Source organism: Paraglaciecola sp. IT1134 (assembly GCF_058068185.1).
The window spans coordinates 1,927,628-1,952,465 of the sequence record NZ_CM176486.1 but is presented as its reverse complement, the minus strand read 5'-3'; the positions used below and the strand labels follow the sequence as shown (position 1 = coordinate 1,952,465).

Annotated in this window: 15 protein-coding genes; 7 read left to right on the top strand and 8 right to left on the bottom strand. The window is 43.1% G+C overall.

Annotated elements, in window-relative coordinates; genetic code table 11:
• Positions 1–25 precede the first annotated feature (25 nt).
• The 3 genes from AC3RV5_RS08620 to AC3RV5_RS08610 form a co-directional block, all read right to left on the bottom strand.
• On the bottom strand, positions 26–1,597 hold the full coding sequence (locus AC3RV5_RS08620) for a tryptophan halogenase family protein (protein ID WP_489731517.1): 1,572 nt from the start codon (positions 1,595–1,597) through the stop codon (positions 26–28).
• Between the two features lie 96 nt (positions 1,598–1,693).
• Complete coding sequence (locus tag AC3RV5_RS08615) at positions 1,694–3,829, bottom strand: VCBS domain-containing protein (RefSeq protein WP_489731516.1); 2,136 nt, start codon at positions 3,827–3,829, stop codon at positions 1,694–1,696.
• A 59-nt stretch (positions 3,830–3,888) separates the two neighbouring features.
• Positions 3,889–7,518, bottom strand: coding sequence for a TonB-dependent receptor (locus tag AC3RV5_RS08610; RefSeq protein ID WP_489731515.1), 3,630 nt, complete (start codon positions 7,516–7,518; stop codon positions 3,889–3,891).
• Between the two features lie 471 nt (positions 7,519–7,989).
• On the opposite strand from AC3RV5_RS08610, the gene AC3RV5_RS08605 reads away from it, so the two are divergent.
• The 5 genes from AC3RV5_RS08605 (at position 7,990) to AC3RV5_RS08585 (ending at position 15,185) form a co-directional block, all read left to right on the top strand.
• Positions 7,990–10,296 carry an agarase gene (locus tag AC3RV5_RS08605; RefSeq protein WP_489731514.1) on the top strand — a complete coding sequence of 769 codons (2,307 nt, stop codon included), beginning with the start codon at positions 7,990–7,992 and terminating at the stop codon, positions 10,294–10,296.
• A gap of 176 nt (positions 10,297–10,472) precedes the next feature.
• Complete coding sequence (locus AC3RV5_RS08600) at positions 10,473–11,087, top strand: GntR family transcriptional regulator (RefSeq protein WP_489732121.1); 615 nt, start codon at positions 10,473–10,475, stop codon at positions 11,085–11,087.
• 186 nt (positions 11,088–11,273) lie between these two features.
• A complete protein-coding gene (locus AC3RV5_RS08595) occupies positions 11,274–11,654 on the top strand; it encodes a hypothetical protein (protein ID WP_489731513.1) in 381 nt (126 codons plus the stop codon).
• A gap of 6 nt (positions 11,655–11,660) precedes the next feature.
• The gene (locus AC3RV5_RS08590; protein WP_489731512.1) at positions 11,661–12,746 is read left to right on the top strand and encodes an NHL repeat-containing protein; all 1,086 of its coding nucleotides are present in this window, start codon (positions 11,661–11,663) and stop codon (positions 12,744–12,746) included.
• Between the two features lie 90 nt (positions 12,747–12,836).
• Positions 12,837–15,185 (top strand): alkaline phosphatase D family protein, encoded by a 2,349-nt coding sequence (locus AC3RV5_RS08585; protein ID WP_489731511.1) that lies wholly within the window; start codon positions 12,837–12,839, stop codon positions 15,183–15,185.
• A gap of 62 nt (positions 15,186–15,247) precedes the next feature.
• Here the strand turns inward: AC3RV5_RS08585 and AC3RV5_RS08580 are convergent, their stop codons facing one another.
• On the bottom strand, positions 15,248–16,018 hold the full coding sequence (locus AC3RV5_RS08580) for an IclR family transcriptional regulator (RefSeq protein ID WP_489731510.1): 771 nt from the start codon (positions 16,016–16,018) through the stop codon (positions 15,248–15,250).
• A gap of 209 nt (positions 16,019–16,227) precedes the next feature.
• Here AC3RV5_RS08580 and AC3RV5_RS08575 point away from each other — a divergent pair, with 209 nt between their 5' ends.
• Positions 16,228–17,001: a phytanoyl-CoA dioxygenase family protein gene (locus AC3RV5_RS08575; protein WP_489731509.1), complete on the top strand. Its 774-nt coding sequence runs from the start codon at positions 16,228–16,230 to the stop codon at positions 16,999–17,001.
• Between the two features lie 518 nt (positions 17,002–17,519).
• Here AC3RV5_RS08575 and aldA read toward each other — a convergent pair.
• The 4 genes from aldA to AC3RV5_RS08555 are packed head-to-tail and all read right to left on the bottom strand — an operon-like array spanning position 17,520 to position 21,919.
• A complete protein-coding gene (gene aldA / locus AC3RV5_RS08570) occupies positions 17,520–18,983 on the bottom strand; it encodes an aldehyde dehydrogenase (RefSeq protein ID WP_489731508.1) in 1,464 nt (487 codons plus the stop codon).
• A gap of 5 nt (positions 18,984–18,988) precedes the next feature.
• Positions 18,989–19,753, bottom strand: coding sequence for a 2,5-didehydro-3-deoxy-L-galactonate 5-reductase (locus tag AC3RV5_RS08565; protein WP_489731507.1), 765 nt, complete (start codon positions 19,751–19,753; stop codon positions 18,989–18,991).
• 29 nt (positions 19,754–19,782) lie between these two features.
• Positions 19,783–20,805 (bottom strand): zinc-dependent alcohol dehydrogenase, encoded by a 1,023-nt coding sequence (locus AC3RV5_RS08560; RefSeq protein WP_489731506.1) that lies wholly within the window; start codon positions 20,803–20,805, stop codon positions 19,783–19,785.
• A gap of 10 nt (positions 20,806–20,815) precedes the next feature.
• On the bottom strand, positions 20,816–21,919 hold the full coding sequence (locus tag AC3RV5_RS08555) for a mandelate racemase/muconate lactonizing enzyme family protein (RefSeq protein WP_489731505.1): 1,104 nt from the start codon (positions 21,917–21,919) through the stop codon (positions 20,816–20,818).
• Positions 21,920–22,469: 550 nt separating this feature from the next.
• Between AC3RV5_RS08555 and AC3RV5_RS08550 the strand changes: the two genes are divergently transcribed.
• Positions 22,470–24,812 (top strand): agarase, encoded by a 2,343-nt coding sequence (locus tag AC3RV5_RS08550; protein ID WP_489731504.1) that lies wholly within the window; start codon positions 22,470–22,472, stop codon positions 24,810–24,812.
• Positions 24,813–24,838 lie beyond the last annotated feature (26 nt).

Here is a 24,838-nt window from a genome sequence, read left to right as displayed (position 1 = left end):
AGTTACCTCTAAGGTATTGCTCAAATTAGATAGTGCTAAGTCCAAATTGTTGAATTTTGTTGAGTAAGTCTCGATTACTGATGGCCTGGGCTGTTATCTGGGCTTTTTGCGATTGAATTAACCCAGCAAGCTGCGCGGCGTTTTCAAGGGATTGGGGCTCAGGCGCAAAGGGTAACTCGGTAGCAAAGCCGGCGCCGTAAAGCACAAACTGATAACTGGCTGCCTGAAATACCTCATCTTTGGCAGGGAAATCAGCGTAGCTAGGTACTTTACAGCGCCACAACGCCAATTGTTCTTTTAATGAGTCGGGAATTGACGCATCAGACCGATTATCTCGCCAGAATGCGGATGTACGTCGGCTAAGGACATAATGCAATTTTAAAAAGTCGATAATACGTTGCCAGCGATAGGTAAACGTTTGGTTAAAGCGTTTGGCGATAACATCCATACACTGGCGCGTGGCGGGAAGTTGTTCGGCCAACATGGTAGCTGACATCTCAATCAATACGATAGCCGACGCTTCTAGGGGCTCAATAAAGCCAGCTGACAGGCCTATAGCTACGCAGTTGTGTTTCCAAAATTGCTGCTTGTAACCTGGGGTAAAACGAATATGTTTCAAATTTAGTTCGTCTGCACCTCTGTGACTTTTTTGAATGTATTCTATCAGTGTGCACTTGGCATCTTCGTCATTGGTGTAACGGTCGCTGTACACATAACCCACACCGCGCCTATTAGGCAGGCCTATATCCCAGATCCAACCGCTATTTTGCGCCGTTGATTGGGTAAACGACGATATGGGACTATCCGGCGTGGCGTACGGTACTTGGGTGGCAATGGCATTATTGGCAAACAGCACGTTATCGACATGAATGTTTTGTACGCCTAATGCATCGCCCAATAGCACTGAGCGAAACCCGCTACAATCTACGAATAAGTCACCTTTAATTAGTCTACTTTGTGAGTCGCCGCCTGATCCTGTGCTGGTTACTTGCAGTGCGGTGATATCACCAGCTTCATCTCGATGTACTTGCTGTACATCTGCCAGCACATATTTTACCCTTAAGGTTTGAGTGCAATGGTCGAGTAAAAATGCGGAAAACAACCCGGCATCTAAGTGATAACCGTAGTTAGCAAAGCCTGCGTATTCGGCTGTGGTAATTAGCTTGGGAGCTAATTGTTGATTGGCTAGCTCACTTTGTATGGTATACGTCTGACTAAAAGGCGTAGGGCATTTGCGGTACAACCAGTACTGTGCCTCGGCCCCGTTAAAGGCGTTATTGGGCACATCAAAGGGATGGTCATATTGGCTGGCTTGTTCACTTTCCCAGTTGGTAAAGCGCGAGCCTTGTTTGAATGACACATTGCACTGGCGGATAAAGTCGGTTTCTGATACGCCGAGCGTTTGCAAGGTGTTCCGTAGGGTGGGCCAACTGCCTTCACCCACACCCACAGTTGGAACAGTGGGGGATTCACATAACGTAATAGCCAATTCACCGCTTTGTATGCGCGATGCATGCCGAGCAGAAATTAAGCCGGCCGTTAACCAGCCCGCGGTGCCCCCACCGACAATGACAATATTGTTTATTGTATTATTCACTCATGCCCCGTTTCGCCGTGTGCTAACTAACAATATAAACAAAAAAGCCCTATAAAAATGATTCCAAAGGGCTTTTACATCATAACGTCATACTCGTTACGGTATGGCGATTAAACGCACATTATCAATATAGTATTGGGCATTAGCCACATCCAAGGCAATATTTAGCGTCATTGCTTCTTGTGACCAATTAACAGCAGCACTGCGCCCAGATTCTTCAGTAATAATGATATCACTAGACGCGTTCTCCGCTCCCTTAGTGTAACCACTGCCGCTAGATACAATAGATTCAGTGCCGTTAGACAAGCTTAGGCTATAAGGTGCTGCCGTGTTCTCGCCCGCGGTATACAAGGTATCGTGATTGATCAGTTGCGCATCCATAACGACAGCATAACGGCCACCGGCTCTGATCGCACCAGTTTTAATTGGCAAACTAATCGTCACGCCGTCGGTTGCACCGCTAGTATCAACAAAGAGTTTTTGCATACCTTCTACATCGCGAATTTCAACCGTACCTCCAACACTTTCGATGGTTTCAGCGTTGTCGAATAAGCCAATTGCATCTACCAGCATGTCATGCGCGGCCGTGTTGTAATGGCCATATTTAACCATATTTAAATCGTCAATGTTGTGTTGGCCGCCTGCATAAGAATCATCATACTTCAGCAGTCCAAAGTGCACTGGCGAGGTTTCGTAACCATCCCAATTTCCAGACTCTCCAGTGTTGATGAGTTGCACGTGCTCCATCCAAATATTTAACGACTGGTCAAAGTAACGACCACCTAACCAAAATTTATTATCTAAGGTCGAGCCTTCAGGGGTGGTGGTGAATAGCGGAACATAAGGGTTGCCGTTCACGCCGTTAGACGATTCGTTATTCAGCCAATATGACATGGCATATTTTTGATCGTCCTCTAAGGATGCAATGATGTTTTGCACTTCAAAATGACAAAAGCTGCCTTCTATAAACAGGCCGTAATCGCCCGTACGCGCAGCGCTGCTGCGAATTTCTTTAATAGGACAAGCCCAGCCCGCCCAGCCCCAAGTAAAACCTGCAGGGTTGGTTGTTTGATCCAAGGGGCCTACATAAGCAGTGTCTTCAAAATCTGCACTGAATCCAGAAGCAGCCACAAGGTTGGTTTCTTCGCCGTTAATCATGACAACCAAGCTTCTTTCACCATCAGACGTATTGCCAGAATCATCAGAGACATTGAATAAGAATTCCAAGCTTTTAATTTGTCCCTTTGCCACATCATTAAAATAGGCATGGGGGTCAACAGAAAGCATATTGCCCTCAAGTTCAATTCCGTATGGTAATTCGGATTGACCATCGACCCTTAGATTGCTAATGACAATGGCATCTCCTTCGCGTTCAACCACCTCTTGGACTAAATCGTAGGTTTGAATGGTGTCAGTTTCATTAGCACTGGCTTGTAGAAAATAATTCAAAATTAATGGGGCGCCAGCAATATCCTGCACACCCAACACGTTGACGACTAAGTTTCTGTCTATTTCAAAGCGATGGTCTTTGACTTTATAGGTGTAATTGAATGTCACTTTTTCCCCATCGGGGATCTGCGCTTCAACCGCGCTTATGTCAAGTTCTAACTCGTGATCATCGTTTATTGTAAATGGAATAGAAAACGGATTATTGGGATCGGCTGTGACGCCAAACGCGGTCAGTGGCTCATCATCGCCATCGGTGACGTTTTTCATTAAATCAATAACGGCTGTGCCTGTATCTCGGGTAAAGTTAGCCACAAGCTCGCCTTCGGCGATCGGGGCGATATCTTCACCTGTAATAGTTACCGTGACTGAACGCGCCACGGTATTAGTGCCGTCGGTGATGTCGTAGGTCAGCTCTAACGTTAAGGTTTGGCCCGTATCTAACGAAGGGGCAATCGCCTCTGGACGCACACCTAGGTATTGTCCATCGAGTTCAAAGCCTGTCATATCAGCCAAGTTTGACGTGATATTACGTACGCGCAGAATGTCACCGTCGGTGTCGATTGCCACACCTTCTCCGCTATTTTCACCCGCTGGGGTGCCTAATAAAAACACTCGTTTGAATGGGTCTTTCTCTACGTAGCTTAATACAATATCACCGCCGTGTGTGGGTGCTGCGCTTGATGCTGCAGGTGCTGAATTGTTGCTATCACTGCCACCACAGGCGGTGATGACTGAACATGCTAAGCCTGCCAATAAAAATTTTGATGTTTGAATTGATTTCATAATTTTATACCGTTGCTTTAAGCAAGGTGCGTGAAAATACGCATCTTGCTTAACTGATCTTAAAACGTAACGTTCACACCTAAGCGATAAGTCGTGCCGACTTTATATCGTGTGTACGTTCTCGAACGAGTTGCGTCGCCGTCTAACGGGTTTCCTTCTTCAAAGGCAACGAATTGATAGCCCACATCATTGTCAGCAAACGCGCGTTGTACTTCTAATTCGCGGCTGGTGTAGTAGGTTCTAAATTCGTCATCTAACAAGTTGATTGCTTGAAGCGAGAAGGTCACGTTGTCGTTCAGTTTGTAAGATGCAGAAAGGTCGAGGTTGCCTCTTCCTTCATTCCATAAAGAACCTTGATTCCAAGTACGCCCCTGTAAACCTGTGTTGTAATCCGTCCCTACTAATGAGTCACTGGTACCGCGGTAAGCTAAGCGAATTTGGTGGCCGTCTTGTTCCCAAAAAATGGTCCCGTTATAGCTGTGCTCAGGTGTATCGGCTACAGGGAATGACGGTAAAGTTTTGCTTGGGTCGATGCTCGAACGGTCCGGATCATATTTACTGTCTTGATAGGTATAGTTAGCTGACACACCTAAGCCAGATAAGAAACCGGGTAAGAAGTCATAAGTTTGCACATAACCTAGCTCTAATCCGGTAATTTTGGCACCTTTACCGTTAACAATTTTACTCACACTGTACTGTGCACATAAGTCACGTAAATCATCACTGAAACGAGTAGGATCAGACGGCGACCAACCAAAATCGGCGGTGGCACGTAGTGGCATACAGCCATCTAAACCATAGTCGCTGCTAGCGTCTTCGTTCTCTAATAATACGATTTCGCTACCACTGACTGGCGTATCCACGTTACGTACATCTTTAAGATAGGTAACGGCGTTCTCAACTGTGGTGAAATTCGACATATTTTTGTGAAATAGCGCGACGCTGAGCATAGAAGATTCATTAAAGTACCACTCGAACGATACATCGAGGTTTTTGGACTCCAGTGGCGCTAAGCGTGTATTGAACAATGAAACACGACTGCCTGAGTTTGAGTTACCTGAACCCCAATAGCCGTTTTCGACTAGCTGAAAGCCGGGGCGAAGCTGATCAATTTCAGGACGTGTCATGGTCTTAGACACTGAGAAACGACCCACCATCTCATCCGATATGGCATAGTTTAGGTTCAAACTAGGCAATACATTGGTATAGCTATGCTTGTCAGACGAGCGGAAAGATTGCAGTTCTCGATTGCGTTCGGACGTAGTTGAAAACTGATTGGCATTGTTATTTTCAAGGGGGGTAGTGCCATCCCACACGATATCGCCAGCCCAACCATTGTTACGTGTAGTTGATACATCCGCATAGCGCCACATATTCAACCAGTTAATATTAGCAGTTGGCTCAGGTTGGGTAGGGTCTTGCTGAAATGCTGCCCATTGTGCAAACGCCGGATCATGACAAGGGCCTTGGTCGGCAATACGTGTCCAACCAGATGGTTCAGGGCCACTGCTGGTGTCCCAACCTTGGCCATCAACACGTTGATACTTTTCTTCGTATCCCCTCGATTGGTTAGGGTCTGAAAAGATAGGTGCGCGGCATTCAGGTAAACTGGTATCACGTAGGTCTCGCAGCGTCACACGGTCAAACTCGCGTTCTAAGGTTTCAGAGAACTGCCAGAAGTCGGCTCCAGAGTAACCATCTGCTTCAATGTCGGTTTTCACATACCGCAAGCCGATATTACCTGTCAAGCGCCCGTCAAATAAATCAAAGTTGCCTTTAACATAAAATGCCTGGGAGTCAATATCGGTGATGCGCGATTCAGAATTGTTAGGTGTGCGTACTGTATTTTCGTCGTCAAGTAGCATATTCACGGCGCGAGCGGCATCAACGGGTGTCCAACCTGTGGTCGCCTCATTACGAGCGTAACCTAATGATTCCATGAAATCGTCATAAGGTAGACCGCCCTCACGAGCAATCAAGTTAGCGCGAATATCAAGCAAAGAACCTCCGGGGATTGCCACTGGATTGCCAAATTCATCTTCGATAACTTCTGTGGCCGTTACCGTATTGAAGCGATACTGTTGGTTGTCTACATCTTTTGTACGTTTGGTGGCTTTGGCGCCAAACTCGACAGAGGTTATTCCATAGCCTTCGTAATCGTATTCAAAGTCAAACTGGGCATTTGCCAACTCATCGCTAACGGTCACGTCATTTTCGCTTAAAAAGCTTAGGTGCTGAGCGCCAATATCAGCTGGGTTGTAACCCGTTAAGGCAACGTTATCGTCGTAACCTGGGGTGAAAAAGCCGGTATCAGGGTCTACTTCATTGACAATTTGCTCGCCTAAGTCAACAAAACTGCTGCCAAATACCATTTGGCAAACGCCAGTTGAACAGTCATATCCAACAGGTTCGATATCCCGGCCTGCATCGTAGAGTTTAATGGCGGGTACCTGAGGGAAGTTTTGCATTGCGGCAAATGCACTGGGTAAGCTTTCTGACTCACTTTTTGAGTAACCAATTTGGCTCGACATACGGAACAAATCGGTCAGTTCCCGTTTGTAGGTAAACGACACGCTGCCATTGGTTTGGTCGTTACCGCCTTGTGAGCTTTGTAAGTCACCTGCACCAAAACGATCAATTTGTTTCACTAGGGTATTGTTATTGGTGTCGATTACGTACCAGTCTTGCTGAGGATCGCTAAAGGGCGCGGCAGGACGCAATTCACCTAGTGGTTTCTCTCCTTCCACAAAGTTTTTGTTGTTAGTAAAACGGGTGATCACCGCATCTTGTTGATTGGCGTATTCCTGGGTTGAATAGGTAATATCCAAGGTCATTTCAGATACATCATCAGGTAAAAGTTGTAGGCCTAAGGTCAAACCCTGACGATCTGTCGAGTTCTGGTGAAGTTCGTAACGGGTAGATGAATGACGAATCGCTTTAACCCCAGAAATCGCCTCGCCGTTAAGATCGCTAGCAATATCTATCAAATTAGAAGCTTCAAATCGCTCAACGCGATATTGATCACGGCGAATGCTGCTGGTTTCATCATAAGCGGAAAACGCAATGCCAAACGTATCGTCTAAGAATTTCTCAGTGAATGTAAACTGTAATTTGTAGTCTTCTTTATCGACAAAATCGTTGTATCTACCTTGTGCGGTTAGAGACCGAATATTTTTAGACTGATCGAGCGGTTTTAACGTGACTAAATTTATGTTTGCACCCAATGAGCCTTCGTCTTGGTCGGCACTTGATGTTTTAACCACTTCTAGTTTTGACAAAATATCGGCAGAAAATGAACTTAAATCTACAGCCTGGCTGAAATCAGTTGAGGTCAACTGCTGACCATTGATAGTGATATTGTTCTGATTAGCGGTTGCACCACGCACGGTGACTTGCGTGCCTTCGCCATCCCGTGTAACCAACGACACCCCGGTAACTCGACTTAATGCGTCGGCTACGTTTTGATCCGTTGATTTGCCGATATCTTCAGCATTGATCGTATCGACGAGGTTGTCTGAGAATCGTTTATCATTGATAGACTTCTTTAAACTGGACTTAAGCCCAGTAACTTCAATCACTTCTACATCATCTTTTGATTCTTGTTGTTGAGCAAAAGCACTTACGCTGGTAGCGGCTATCACCGCTAGGCATATCGTGCTCAGCTTAAAGTTCTGCTTAACCTTTTTCATTTCTTTGTCCCAAGCCTTTGTGTTTTGAGTGTCATTGCACGAAAACGATATAGTTTGAAGAATAAAACCAAGTCATTCTGCGTAATATATAGACACTTTAGATCTCAAGAGTTTTATTTGTCAACACATTTTTGTTAACAATCTTCAGTTAACTATCTCAGAAAGATTAACATTTATGACAACGTCTATTAGTTGGACCATCGCAAATTAACGTCAATTATATCGACGGTTTCAAACCTAAATTTTTGAACCCGATTGTGCACGTAAGGCTTATGACTAGCAGACTAGAAGTCAAATATGTATCAATTAAAAAGAATTAAATATGATGTGGAAATATTGAACATCTGAAACTAGAAACAAATCACCGCAAGCCATTGTTAACAATTTTTATTTGACAATGACAATGGAATGTTAGTTTAATGATACCGTCAAAACACCATTTTCCTACTAATCCTTATGAGGATAACTATAATGTTTAAGCGGTCACAATTTTACCTAGTGGGGCTACTAAGTTGCCTATATGGTTGTCAGCAAGATAACGTAAATTCTTCTATACAAAATAACTCAGCATCGCAGATAACCCCATTAGTCACATTCAAAGGCAACGATATACCATCAAATATCAAATTGATGAACGCTGAAGGTAAAATGACCGATGAAGGCTTAGAAATTAATTTTGAGTCTGAGCGTCATGCCTACTCATCTGTTTCCATCATTCCCAAGCACCCTTTTGACTGGAGTGAATATCAGAACTTCAATATTGCCTTTGATATGGCAAATCATGGCCAACATTCCACTCAACTTAAGTTTGATATCACTGATATTGACGGTAAAAACTACACACGTAGCATTAGTGTTCCCGTGGGCGCCAAGCAAACCTATTACGGCAAAATGTCCGGGCATGATTTAATCAAGCCAGAAGGTGATGAAAGTATTGAACTTAACTTTGCCTCTGGTTTACGCTCGAATCCGGCAACTTGGGACAGAGATGAAAACCAATTTATTTCCATGTGGGGCTCCAAACTACTGAATCTTTCTGGCATAAAAAGCATTTCACTTAGCGTGCAGGACGCCCTACATAACAAATCCATCACCCTAAGCAATGTACGCTTGCGTAAAAACCCTCCCAAAAATCCTGATTTTCTCACCGGAATAGTCGATCAATACGGGCAGAATGCTAAGCTAGATTTCCCAACAAAGATCCATTCAGATGAACAGTTACAGAGTGTCACAGCCAAAGAGCTTGCGGCGTTTTCCTCTACCAGACAACTGGAACGCAGTAAATATAATGGCTGGAAGCAAGGCCCTAAGCTCGCTGCTAGCGGTTATTTTAGAACACAGAAAGTGAATGGAAAGTGGTGGTTGGTGGATCCGGAAGGTTATTTGTATTTTGCCACAGGCCTGGACATTATTCGTTTATCAAATTCAACAACCATTACCGGTTATGACTTTGATAAAGAGCTGATCAAAGAGAAAGATAAAGATGACCTTACACCAGAAGATTCTCAAGGTTTGAATAGAGTCAGCAATAAAGCCGTCACAACACGGTATGTTGCGTCTGAAAAGCGTCAAAACATGTTTTCATGGTTACCAAGCTATGAAGAGCCCTTAGGTAAGCATTTTGGTTATCGACGCAGTGTGCACTCAGGCCCCCTTAAACATGGTGAAACCTTTAGTTTTTATTCCGCCAATTTAGACAGAAAGTATGGCGAACACTACATGGATAAATGGAGTGAAGTTACCGTTGAACGCATGTTAGATTGGGGGTTCACCTCTTTAGGCAACTGGACAGATCCGTCGTTTTATCAAAATGATCTTATACCCTACTTTGCCAATGGTTGGATTACCGGTGACTATAAAACAGTCTCGAGTGGCGATGACTTTTGGGCGCCGATGCCAGACGTATTCGACCCGGAATTTGAATCACGTGCCAATATGACTGCCAGTGTCGTTGCCAGTGAAGTAAAGAATAACCCATGGTGTGTTGGCATTTTCATTGATAATGAAAAGAGTTTTGGGCGACCAGACTCTGTCACTTCCCACTATGGCATCGTATTACATACACTCAGAAGAAATGGCGCTGATGTACCAACAAAAGCTGAATTTACGCGTTTAATAAAACAGAAGTATGGTGATATTTCTGCATTAAATGCCGCCTGGGGTAAAAACATCGCGGATTGGATCAACTTTGATTCAGGGATTAACTCTGACATTAATAATGATCTACAACTTCAAGACTATGGACTTCTTTTAGGCGCATACGCCGATAAGTACTTTAAGACTGTTCATGATGCAGTGCAGAAACACCTACCTAACCATATGTATTTGGGCTCAAGATTTCCTGACTGGGGAATGCCAATGGAAGTGGTTAAGGCAGCGGCTGAATATGCCGATGTTGTGAGTTACAATGCGTATAAAGAAGGGCTACGCAAAGACAAATGGGAATTTTTAAAAGACATTGACAAACCAAGCATTATTGGCGAGTTTCACATTGGTGCTTCTGACTCCGGTTTATTCCATCCAGGATTGGTTCATGCAGCCAATCAGGAAGACCGGGCCAAGATGTTTGAAGATTACATGCAATCCGTTATCGATAACCCATACTTTGTGGGTGCGCACTGGTTTCAATATATGGACTCTCCGATTACTGGGCGCGCGTACGACGGTGAAAACTACAATGTAGGATTTGTCAGTGTCACCGATACCCCCTATCCACTCATGGTTGACTCAGCAAAATCCATTAATAGCAAGATTTACAAAGCCAGATATCAAGAATGATCTGTGTTGTACCCACCTTTGATATATGGGAACCATTATCATTAAGTGATAAGTAACTTGTTTAAATAATAAAACCACGCAGTAATTGTAACTTGTAGACAATGAAAGATTAATCAATTGAATCAACCAATGAATTTGTCGTACAATTGACAATTATAGTTAAAAAAGGAAATAGAATGACAGGCTCAAGGCCGACTAAAATTTTGTCAGTAAAAGACCAAATTGCCGAGCAATTGCGTTCTGATATCATTTCTGGGGATTTAGCCCCTAATACCAAATTGAATGAAAAAGAACTAGCAGATCGTTTTGGTCTTTCACGTGGCCCAATACGTGATGTGATTTTGCAATTAACCAAAGAAGGATTGTTAATTTCAAAAAATAATGTCGGTGCCTCAGTTAATAGTGTACTAGATACCAAAATGCAAAAACTCATGATCAGTTTAAGACGCAATATTGAAGTTTTTGCCGTTGAGCAACTGCATGATTCATTGACTGAAAAAGACTTCGTGGAACTGCAAAAAATCTTAACAGATCTCCAAGGAGCATTTGAGCGTCAAGATTTTACTGAAGTCACAAAAATTGATATTTCCTTTCATCGTTATTTAATTTATAAAGCCGGTGGTGATGAGTTGGTAAATGTATGGTATCCCTTTGTTATGCGTATGCGTTTAAATTACAAACGTATCACTTCAGGCATTGAGTGCGTCGATGAACACCAACATATTTTAGATGCTCTCAAAAGTGGTAACACCTCCAAAGCCACTAAAGCACTCAAAGCAAACATTCGATAAAAAGTATCTCCTATTCTGATATTTGCGTTTAACCATTATTGGTTAAACGCAATTTTCACTTCTTTTTTTAACCAACCTATCAATTTCATATCATCATTTTAACCTTCAGTATATTGTCAACAATTTACTATTTATTTGAAACTTGTTACAATTCACTTTCAATATTTTTTAAGAGTATTGCCACGAATGCCAATATTTTCCTCAAAACAACATGTAAGTCGATTATTTGTTTTATCGCTTTGTTTTGTCATTTTTGCTTGTGCTGGTAGCGCTGACGAACTCCCTACACCGCCTAAAACCAGTACCATTAGCGGAATTAACACGGCAACAAACTTCGGCGTTAATGGTATATATGTTGCTATACAAGAAGGTTTTCGCGGTTATGAACAGTTCAAACACGACGCAGGTCGTGACAACTTTTTTGGGCTGATTGAAATTCCTGTCCCCTTATCTGCATCATATACAAATAAAAAAATAGAGGTCGCATTTAGCATCAATGGCGGGTTCCCTTCTTCGATGAGTTTGCAATATTTATTTAACACCACAGTGCTGAAAAGCAGCATGTAGGAGAATATGATGAGTTCTTACGCCCGCACTCCACCAGCTACCAGTGACCTTCATGGCCGCGTGATAGGCCAAGGTGATTTTAAGTACCGAATCAATGCATTATGGGGACAATTGGACCCTACCCTGCACCCTGTCGAAAATTGTCACGACTTGGATATGAATTCACAAGGACGCATATTCATGGTCACCGATAACGTTAAAAATAACGTTATTGTGTACAACAAAGATGGAAAATTACTTGATGCATGGGGAACCCAATATCCTGGCGCCCATGCAATTAAAATTGTTAATGAGAATGGTGAAGATGTCATTTACCTGGTTGATAGCGGCTGGATCCTCAATCCTAAGTGGGATGGAAAATCCACCGATGATTGGGATTCTCCGTTTAATAAAGTCATCGCCCAGAGTGGCTTTATTTCCAAACTCACGATTGATGGACGCCTGATTTACACCATTGGCCATCCTCAGACCATTGGTGTTTACCGTCCTGAGCAACCCTTTAGGCCAACCGATATTGAAATCGCTGACAATGGTGATTTATATATTACCGACGGTTATGGTTCTGACTATGTATTACAGTACGACAATCAAGGACGTTTTATTCGCTGTTGGGGTGGGCAAGACAATAAAGATACAAACCTGAACTTGATCAACACCCACGGTATTACTCTGGCTAATCGCCACTCCGGTGAACCACACCTCATTGTCAGTTCCCGTGGTGAAATGGCCTTAAAACACTTTTCGTTAAATGGTCAATATTTGAAAACCATTCCTACTCCAGGTGCTTATATTGGCGCACCTGTCTTAAAAGGAGAGTTTGGTTACGCACCGGTTTGTTGGTCCCACGTGGATGGTGGCCCGGGTGAAAATTCTGGCTTCATTAGTATTATGGACAAACATAATAAAGTTGTTGCTAATTTAGGTGGCACCGAACCGACCTATATCGATGGTCAATTACAGCCAATGCGCAGCACAGGAGATGTATTTCAGCACTGCCATGGCATATGTGTTGATGATGAACAAAATCTTTATGTTGGCCAATGGCGTGCCAACCAAAGTTACCCCATGAAATTGGAAAGATTAACAGCATAGATAGAATTTCTGTTAGATACCAAGATGAATGATCTAAAACTTTGGAAGACCTAAGATCGAATTAACCAATCAAAGTGAGGAAATAAGCAAATGCATCGTCGTCAATTTATTAAATTTTCAGCGGCCCTAGCTGCCACCACCACCGTCACTAGTTGTAAAACGCACCAAACCCATGCCAGCGACCATCCATTAACGGCATTAACAACTTGGCCGAAGGATCAAACGCGTTATTGGCTCGGGACAGATTTTTGGGGTAACAGATTACAGGACTGGCGTTTACACCAAGGACGCTTAGAATGTTTGCGCGGCGAACAACACTTTGAAGTTCGCACTGTTTCATTGTTAACCAGAGCCTTAGCCAGCCGCAAAGGCTCTGCTCACTTGCGAATGACAGTCGGTAATATCACGCCAGACCAACATGGTTTTTGTGGCTTTTTATTGGGCGCGGGAAATCGACTGGATTATCGTGGAGCCGCATTAGTTCAGCGCTATGCTGGCATGCACGGTGGCATTATGGCTCGTCTTGATAGCCATGGGGTACTCAGTTTCAATGATTTCTCTGACCAGGCTAAGCCCTTAGGTTTTGCCAGCTTAGCAGGCACGCAACAAGGTAATATTGGCGATGTCGGCGAACGAAGCATCATCCTTGATTGTATACTGACACCACAAACGGATGGTGAATATCACCTGCAATTAACGGCTATTGATGCACAAACCGAAGAAGAATTGGGCCAAGCTCAGTGCCACAATGTCGATCCTTATCTGCTGCAAGGTGGAATTTCATTAATTTCATCCCCCGAAGTCAAAAAATCCGGTGCTCGCTGGTGGTTTAAAGATATTCAAACTGCGGGCGACAAAATTGAGCAGCATAATGAGCGGGGTTTAGGGGAAGTGATGGGCTGCATGTACAGCCTTAATCAGAGTGTACTTAAACTCACCAGCCAATTTATGCCTATCGATTTAAGCCATAAACAACACGTCCAGTTTGAGTATCAGTATCATGGCAACCAGGATTGGACATCTGGTCCCATCGCCAATATTGAAGATGGCTATGTCGCCTTATTTCGCATAAGCAATTGGGATCCTTCACGTTCTGCACGTTATAGAGTTCGCTATGTTGATAATAAAGAAACCTTATTTAGCGGTGAAATCGTCGAAGATAAGGGCAATGCCCGAACACTTAAAATAGCCCTGTACTCATGCATAATACCCACGGCTAAGAGTTTAGATCAGGATGTCTACAGCAGGCTGGTACCACAGGAACAATTGCTAGGGCGTTATACCTCAAACAATATTTTGTTTCCCCATAAAAGCTTAGTTGAAAACTGCGATGGCCATCAACCAGACTTATACGTTTTTGCGGGTGATCAATATTACGAAACCTACCCCACCCGTTACGGTCGCGATACACCAGACGCCAAGTTAGATACCCTTTATCGCTGGTATCTTTGGTATTGGGCATTTCGCGATTCCATCCGCAATCGTCCCGCGATTGTACTGGCTGATGATCATGATGTTCTACAAGGAAATTTATGGGGCAATAGTGGCAAAGATTCTGGCACATCTAAAGAAGAAGATGGTGGCTATAAACACGGTAAAAGTCTGGTGCGAATGATTTATCGCATGCAGCACGGGCATAACCCAGATGCCGATGATCCAACACCAATAGCCCATGGAATTCCCGTCACATATGGCTCTTTTATATACGGTGGGGTTAACTTTGCTATCGTTGAAGACAGAAAATTTAAATCTCCACCCGATTATAAAATAAACCCTTTAAAGACCACGGGGGAATTGTTAGGGAAACGCCAGGAAGACTTTCTAAGAAAATGGAAAAGCAGCGCGCCTGGCTTACCCAAAATATGCTTAACCGCATCGATGTGGGGCTCTCCACAAACCAAAGGCGTGAATAAACCACTCCTAGATTACGATGCCAATGGCTATCCAGGAGATGGCAGGACTCGCGCGATCAAATTAGTCGCCGATGCTAAAGCCCTAGTACTTGCAGGTGATCAACATTTAGCGATGGTAGCCCATCAAGGTGTTGATCGTTTTGATGACGGAGCGCTGTTTTTTGCGGGTCCAGCAGCAGCCGCGTTTTGGCAACGCTGGTTTGAAAGTGACGGAAGCTTAGCCAACAGTATTCCTGGCAAGCCAAACACAGGGGACTTTGTTGATACCTTTGGTAATAAAATGCGTGTTATAGCCGTTGCCAACCCGCAAATTAACTACGCTGACTTTGCCGCTGGGAATAAATCCTGGGGCATGTTTTTAGCCGACAATGCGTTAAAAACTGAAGGATATGGATTAATTCGAGTGAACCATCAACAGCAGAATTTTGAGCTCGAATGTTGGCATTGGAATGCGAAGCCCGGCAACAACAAGCAGTTTGATGGGTGGCCCGTGATCCAGCCTTTCCCTAAAACGAACGTATCTTAACGTAAATCGGGGCGCGTACTTTATGCGCCCCTTCTAAGTGATCACTCAGCCATTGAAACGACTTAGCAACCCAAGTGTCGAGTGATTTTATTAGCGGTTTGCAGTAATTGCTGAATGATATTGTCATCACTACTTTCCTGCCTATTTTTCATCCTTAATCTGGATACCACTAAGCAGGCGATAATTTTACCTTCAACTGACCCCACCAACACAGCATGATCCGTTACCCCTTCGATAAAGGGGTTGTCTGCGATCAGATGTCCTTCTTCACGTATTGCCTCCATATCAATGAGCAACTTTGATTTATCCTTAACAGCAAGAGATTCATATTCCTCACTTCGATGTAAGATCATATCTCTAACCTCAAGATTACTGTTTGCCAACAACACCTTACCTGATGTAGTGGATAAGGTTGGGAATAGCGCGCCCTCAGTTATATTGACCGACATAGGCACTTGGCTACGTGCTTGCACTATGACCATAGTCTGACTTTGATAGAGCATGGTTAAATGGCATGAATGGCCTATTCTAACCGCCAGATCCTCCATATGCGGTAAGGCGCATTGCCGCAACTGATCAATAGGCGATATGCGCCGCGACAAATTATACATTTTTAGTGAAGAGCGATAGAGTCCAGATACTGCATCGCGAACTAAATAGCCTCTGTATTCTAAATTAATTAATACCCGATAAATCTCGTTAGCACTGCGCCCTAGCGCCGTTGCAATTTCGGTCTGCGACTTTGCTAACTCCTGTTCGACTAGATATTCTAAAACATCCAACGCTTTATCCAACGCAGGTACGGCATACTTGCTTTTAGTGATTTCTGCCACCGATTGCCTCTCTTCACATCTGTTTGAGAAATATACGTTAACGGTCTGTTAAAAAAAGACGACAACCTCAATGAATTGTTGACAATTTACATTAATCATATACCATTATTCTCAAGAGAATAATTCATTCATATAAAAATAATAACATATACCTTAAGTTTGTTTAATTCAATAACGAAACTTTATTTAACATCAATAGAGGTGATCCAATGGCAAATCAAATATTATCAGAAACTCAAATTAGCGACTTCCACAGAGACGGTTTTGTAATTGCTCGCGGCTTTTACAATCAAGCAGAAATAGCGCGGTTGCAAGACAAAGCATTCAATGACGATTCATTATATGAGCGCGCATGGGACAAAAAAGACGCCAACGGCACGGTAAGTAAAGTCTGTTTATGGCAAGAGTTGGGCGATGACCTGTATAGCATGTTCTCCCGTAGTCGCCGTTTATCTGACTCAGTGGACTTGTTACTAGGCGAGCCGGTCTACCACACCAGCAGCAAAATTATGATGAAAGAACCTTTTGTGGGAGGTGCTTGGGAATGGCATCAGGATTATGGTTATTGGCACAATGACAACATCATGCTCTACCCCAAGTTAGTAAGCTGTATGATTGCCATCAATAAAGCCACAATCGAAAATGGCTGTTTGCAAGTATTGAAGGGCTCGCACCACATTGGCCGTATTAACCACAACAAAACCGGTGATCAAAAAGGGGCTGAACTGCAATTTGTTGAAGAAGCCATGAAGCATTTGGAGCTAGTTAACGTAGAACTTGAGCCGGGCGATACCCTGTTCTTTCACTGCAATTTACTGCATAAGTCGAACCAAAACTGCTCATCTGAACCTCGCTGGTCAATGATCATGGCATATAACGCCGAAAGTAATAAACCGTTCAAAGAAAACGAAGCTCTTTATTACCCATTAGAACGGGTTGAAGATGATGCTATCTTAAAATGGCAGGAGCCGGTTAACGCTTAGCATTGCTATTTTTAAATACTTCCTACCAAAATAAAGCACATTCCGTGCTTTATTGTGGTTAATCATCTGCATAATTTCCAAGCAACCTGCATTTCTGTACGTTATTTTCGGCTGCTAAAGAATAGTTTCATCAGCACAGCGAATGTTAAACCACCATCTCAAATAACCGCCCGAATAGTTTTTAGAGCAAAGCTGTCCATCGTTTAGTGTTTTAGGTACATACTGCCTTTCCATTAATGAGGCATCACTCGCTATATCGATTAATGTGAGCTCATCTTTATTGACTATTTTTCCTCAAAATCAATTATGCCAAAGGCTAATGTCGGCTACACAGTATGCCGTAAGAAAACATTTTCACGCCAGACGTAAAGAGAGCAAAAAAGTCTTACCCTTTTCCCCTGCAACACTATCAGTAAAATAAGTCAGTAATAAAAAAGGGCAGTAAGATTTACCTTGACTGCCCTAGGACACACAACTTTGAAACCATTAGCGAAATGCTATTCCGCCACCATAATTTTTCAGACTTCTTTCAAATACACGGTTTTCTTTTCAAGGTATTGTTCAAGACCAAACTTGCCGTCTTCACCACCAAATCCGCTCTGTTTCCAGCCATTATGGAAACCCTGATGTTGCTCACCCATACCGCGATTGATATACACCTCACCCACTTCGAGGTCATTAATGGCTTTATTAATGTTGAAAAAATTTTGCGTGTATACATAGGCACTCAATCCATAAATACTGTCGTTACAGAATTCAATGGCTTGCTCCATACTACTGACTTTAATGACAGGTAGAATTGGACCAAAGGTTTCTTCATGTACCACGATGTTATCTTGTTTTACATCAACTAAAACTGTGGGCTCATACCAACATCCGCCTTCAAAACCTGTTACTTTGGCGGTCTTGCCACCTGTGGCAATTCTCGCCCCCTGTTTGACACTCTCTTGCACAATGTGGTCAATATTAGCGATTTCACGCTGGTTACACTTGGGGCCCATTTGTGTTTCTGGAGCCATAGGATCACCGACTTTTAAGCCCTTAACCAGTGGCAACAACTTAGCCAAGAATTGCTCGTAAATCGCTTCATGAACATACAAACGTTCAACACAAGTACACACCTGACCACAGTTAGCAAAACGTCCCCAGAGCGCACCTTCAACGGCTTGCTCAAGATCAGCATCATCCATCACCACCATGGGCGCTTTGCCACCAAGTTCGAGCATGACTGGTGTCATATATTGTGCACTGGTTTTATAGATTTGTTTACCGGCAGCAGTTGAGCCAGTCATGGTTATCATTTTGGTGATCGGGCTTTCGCACAATGCCTGACCTACGACCGAACCACTACCATTAATAACATTTAATACCCCTGCTGGAATACCGGCTTCATTTGCCAAACGGCCAAGTTCAGTGGTCGCCAACGGCGTTTCTTGGGTTGGTTTCAGGACTATGGCGTTACCCGTTATTAACGCAGGTCCAATCTTGCGACCAGCCAGCGCTAGCGGAAAGTTCCAAGCAGTAATACCGACAACAACACCTCTGGGCATTTTATGAATATATATCTTTTCGTCTACATTATCTGAAGGAAGAATATCACCTTCGATCGTCAAAGCATGATCGCAAGCATAGTCAATAAAGGTCGCGGTCACATCCACTTCCATTTCAGCAACAGACAGCAATTTACCTTGTTCCGCCACTAACATGGGCGCAAGAATATGCTTGTTTTCACGGATCTTATTGGCAAACGCACGCAGAATATTTTGTCGAGAGCGTGCGGTTAATTTTGCCCAAGATTTTTGCGCTGTATTTGCAACCTTTAGGGCGTGTTGTGCATCTTGTGCACAGCCCTGAGGAATTTCACCAATAACCTTGCCAGTTGACGGGCTTAGTATTTCAATAATGCCGTCGGCTTTAGATGCAATATATTGCCCACCAATAAAATTAACATTGTTTTGAAATTGAAAATTTTGAACACTCATTGAAATTACCTCCCCATCCAGCCGCCATCGACCAATAAAATAGCACCATTAACATAACTTGCCGCTTCAGAAGCTAAGAACACCGCGGGACCTTTGAAGTCTTCAGGGTTACCCCAGCGACCTTGTGGAATGCGCCCTAGTATAGCGGCAGACCGCTCGGGATCATTACGCAATGCTTGGGTATTGTCTGTGTCAATGTAACCAGGTGCAATGGCATTTACGTTCACGCCTTTTCCTGCCCATTCATTGGACAACGCCATAACAAGTTGACCAATCGCACCTTTACTGGCTGCGTAACCGGGTACCGTAATACCACCCTGGAAAGTCAGTAAAGACGCGGTAAAAATAATTTTACCGGCTCCACAGGCAACCATTTCTTTACCAATTTCACGACTCAGAATAAATTGTGAATTCAAGTTTACGTCAATAACCTTGTCCCACAAATCATCGCCGTGCTCAGCTGCTGGCGCACGTAATATGGTTCCAGCATTATTCACTAGAATATCGATTTTAGGGAAGTTAGCTTTTACTTCTTTTATAAAGGCGTATAACGCATCACGGTCAGAAAAGTCACATTGGTAACCTTTAAAGTTGCGACCTAGCGCTTTTACTTCTTTTTCTACTTCTGAGCCTTGCAATTCTAAGCTTGCTGAAACACCGATTATATCAGCACCTGCTTCAGCTAAACCTAATGCAATGCCTTTACCGATGCCGCGTTTACAGCCGGTAACTAAAGCAACTTTGCCTTCTAAACTAAATTTTTCCAACATATCAATTCTTTCCTATTTATCGGTCGTGACTACTGGGCGTTACACTCAACAAGCGCTTTCATGCCTTGTGGATTACCATCCATATTGGCAAAGGCACTACCTATATCCGCAAGCGGGCTCACTGAGCTGATAAACGGTTTTAAGTCAATTTGACCGGTAGCAATTAATTCTATCGCCCAATCGAAATCTGCCGCTTCATAAACACGAGCGCCTAATAATTCAAGTTCTTTCCAGAAGAATTGGAATAAATCAACCGGCGGTTGTGTTGAGTGAATCGCCACCATGACGATACGACCACGACGGCCAGCAATTTGTGTCATTGCTTCAATAGCAGGTAATACGCCTGATACTTCAAACACTACGTCAGCACCTTTGCTGCAGGTCCACTGTTCAACATAAGCAGCTAAATCGGTGTCAATTGGGTTAACAGATTTAACACCTAACTCATCAGCAAACGCACGACGGCTTTCATTTGGCTCAGACACTAACACTTCAGCGCCAACACTTTTAGCAACGGCAGCCACTAATTGACCAATTGGGCCACCACCTAAAATCACCGCTTTTTCACCGGCTTTTAAACGTGAACGGCGCACATCATGACAAGCAACCGATAATGGCTCAACTAACGCACCTTGCTTTAAGTCAACACCGGCAGGTAATTTGTGCAACGTGCGCGCTTTAACCGTCCAGCTAGATTGAAAAGCGCCAGGGGTATCGATACCCATGAATTTAAGATTTTGACAAATATGGGTTAAACCCGTTTTGCAGGTTGGGCAATCGCCACACCAATCAAGTGGGCGAACAACAACTTTTTCACCAACCGTAAAACCTTCAACATCTTCACCTATTTCGGCAACAACACCCGAAATTTCATGGCCAATGGTTTGTGGGATAGAAACACGCTTATCCATCACACCATGATAAATGTGCATATCAGTGCCACAAATACCCACATAACCCACATTTAGCCTGACTTCTCCAGCTTTTGGAGCAATCGCATGTCCTTCAACGACTTTAAATGATTTATTACCAATGTATTGTGCAGCTTGCATAATTTTTACCTCAATAGAGTTTTATTAAATGGGGGGTTAATAACGCCTGATCGAAAATAACCCCTGTACCGGCGACATCAGGTGCTACAGCTAAACCATCAGAAAGTTGTAATGGGTGGGTGGTATATTGATCGATAGGAAAAGAATGCACTTCCAAATAACCAGCATGTGTTTGTGAGGCTAGCAATGATACGTGCAGTTCATGCATGCCGTGGCTGCATAGGGGCAGATGATGTTTAGCTGCCAACTTCGCAATCTGTAAAAAACCGGTAATGCCACCGATATTTGACGCGTCTGGTTGTAAAAAGCTCAATTTTGATTGGGCTATGGCATATTCAAATTCATGAATAGTGTGTAAATTTTCTCCCATGGCTAAGGGGATACTAATAGCATCTGCGATCTCTCCAAAACCTAAATAATTGTCTGGTATGGTCGGTTCTTCAAACCAAGTAATATCACAGTGCTCAATGGCGTTACCAAAGCGAATCGCCTCTTCTACTGACATCGAATAGTTTGCATCAACCATAAACACTCGGTTTGGGCCAATTAAAGAACGTACCGCTTCTACACGTTGCACGTCTTCGAGATAATCTTCTTTACCTACTTTGATTTTGACTGCTGCAAAACCGCGGTCTAAGTAACCTTGAATGTTGGCGAGTAACTTTGTTTCAGAGAAATTAAGATCAATTCCCCCTGCATAACACTTGGTTGTATTACTAGCTCCACCCGCCACTTTGTACAGTGGAAGGTCAGCGCGTTTACACTTGATATCCCATAGGGCTATATCGACTGCTGAAATTGCAAAGCTAAGTAAACCACCACGACCTACATAGTGGTATTCCCACTGTAACTTGTGCCAAATCCCATCGATATTTTGAGCATCTTTACCCAATAGTAACGGCCGCATCTCGTCATGCAACAACGAATAAATCGCCCGTCCACCTTTGCCACCGGTATAGGTATAACCAACCCCCTGCATACCATCTGCACAAGTAATACGGCAAAGCAATAATTCAAAGTGCGTATGATCTCCATGCTTAGCATCAGACAACACTTCAGGTAAAGGCACTTTGTAATACTCAGTATCTATTGCAACAATTTCATTTATATTCATTATCTAGAGATCCAATAAATCCAATCGGCTACAGTCTATTGTTAACAATCTACATCAATATGATGTGGATTGTAAAGAAAAATAATGACCAATACGATAGTTCGATCGGTAGTGTTCTAAATTTACCCTTATATATCCTGGAAATTGGCAAGTAATATAACGAGATATGTCAGGCTATTTGCCTCATCGAAAGCATTTAGCGACTTGCTAAATAAACTTTTATATTCAATGAGTTCCAATGTAAATAACTATGGGAAAACACTAACAATATAGTTCATTGTCAACAATTACATGTTGACATAATGGAGTACTGTTGTATTTTTATGTGCAGTTGTACCTGTTAGAAGCGTGACCGTCAGATAACATTATTGAGTGAACTATTAGCTTTTAAGTCGGCAGGAACCATTTATCAGGTAGTAGTGATTAAAACCATTTAAGTCATACCATGACCATTTACCTCGACTATAGGTTCCAATGGGCTAGGTGAAAATGTTTTGTGATTAGTTAGTATTTTACCTCATCCTAAACACCCATTTAGAAAGGAAAAACTATGTTTTCATCCCACAGTAAAACAATTAAAACAGTACTTTATATGATTTCATTAACAACACTGATAGCTTGTAGTACTGACCCACAGTTGGACAAACACAGTAATACACAAAATTCAGATAATTTTGTGCTACAATCTTTAGTAAATTTTGACTCCGATCGAGATGATTTATCTATCATGGAAGACGGTGCAAAAAGTCATATCATAAAAGATTCATCTCTGACTAATAACGCCCTAGCAATCACTTTTCAGCCGGACCTATACCAAGCCAAAGTCACGTTCAAACCAACACAGTCATGGAACTGGTCTGGTGAAGACGAAGTTAATTTTGCCTTGGATGCGGTAAATACCGGATCAGAATCAGTACAACTTTATATTTCGATTACCAGTGGTGAGGGTCTAATTTCCCATCATAGTGTCAACATTGCGGCTCAAGAACGGGGCACGTATTATGTTCTGCTCAACGGAAAAGCCCATGACACAGATTTAGGATTTAAGAAGACAGGTGTGCCTGCTTGGCAAAGTAATGATGAGATGGCTTTTTTTCGCCATGGCTCAATCAAAGTTGATCTGAATAGTGTTACTGATATTACCCTATCAATTAGAGGTAACCTCTCTGGAAAAAATATAATGGTAGATAACTTTCGCTTGCGCTCAAATCCGAGTTATGACGATTCTTATCGAAAAGCATATGTTGATCAATTTGGACAAAATGCCAAATTAGATTTTCCCATTAAAATTCATTCAGAAGCGGAGCTAAAACAGGCCGCAGATCAAGAATTAGCAGAATTGAGTCAATCAGGATTAATGCCCGATCGCTCGCGTTTTGGCGGATGGAAAGAGGGTCCACGTTTGGAGGCAACAGGCTATTTTCGTACTGAAAAGGTAAATGGGAAATGGTGGATGGTTGATCCTGAAGGCTATTTATTTTTCTCTCACGGTCTAGCAAATGTAAGGATGGCTAATTTAACCACGATTACAGGCATTGATTTCAAAGATGACTCTGTGCGCTACGTCGATCCAGAAGCCGTTACGCCTGAAGACTCGATAGGTATCGTAAAAGTATCAGATAAAGTAAGGGGATCTCGCTTTGTCGCCTCTGATGTCCGGCACGATATGTTTAACTGGTTACCGGACTATGATGACGACCTTGCGGAACACTATAGTTATCGCCGCACGGTTTTATCTGGCCCTCAAAAGTCAGGTGAGACTTACAGCTTTTATAGAGCTAACCTGGAGCGCCGCTATGGTCAGCAATATCCTGAATCCTTCATTACGAAATGGCAAGATGTCACCCTTGCAAGATTTCAAAACTGGGGTTTCACTTCTATGGGTAACTGGGTTGATCCGGCATTTTATCCCAATGAAAAAATCCCGTATTTTGCTAATGGTTGGATCATCGGTGACTACAAAACCTTAAGCTCAAAATATGACGTTTGGGCTCCTATGCCTGATGCATTTGATCCTGAATTTGTCCGCCGAGCACAAATCACCATCGATACCATAGCTGAAGAAGTACAGAAATCTCCCTGGTGTGTGGGCGTTTTCGTTGACAATGAAAAGAGTTGGGGATTAAGTGAGGGTGGTACTGAACACCGCTATGGATTAATTCTTGACGCCCTCACTAAAAATGCCCAACAAAGCCCGGCAAAAGCCGCCTTTACCCAACAATTACAACTAAGGTATGAATCCATCAATGACCTAAATCAGGCATGGCAAACCAGTTTTGATTCGTGGATAACCTTAGCCAAGGGCGTTAATGTAACTGCATATCCTGACGCAATGGTCACTGACCTTTCCTATATGTTGGAAATGTTATCAGAAGAATACTTTAGAGTGGTACACGATGCATTAGCCAAAGCCATGCCTCAGCATCTCTATATGGGGGTGCGAATGGCTAACTGGGGCATGCCTAAAGAAACGATTAAAGCCTCTGTTAAATACTCTGATGTACTGAGTTTTAATATTTATGAAGAAGGCTTACAACCCAAAGAATGGGCTTTTTTACAGGATATCGACTTACCCACGATCATCGGTGAATATCATATTGGTGCTACGCGAGAAACCGGCCTATATCACCCCGGCCTCGTGCAGGCTGATGGACAAGCAGACAGAGCACAAATGTACTTAGACTACATGCAAAGTGTATTAGCGATACCCACCATGGTAGGAGCACATTGGTTTCAATACGTAGACTCGCCTATTTCTGGTCGTGCATTTGACGGTGAAAATTACAATGTGGGTTTCGTTTCTGCAACGGATATTCCCTACCCAGAGATGATAACGGCGGCCAAAAAGTTTAACGCCAGCGTTTATCCAACAAGATACAAAAGCGACAAATAGCAATTATATTTCGTTTTTTATTTTCC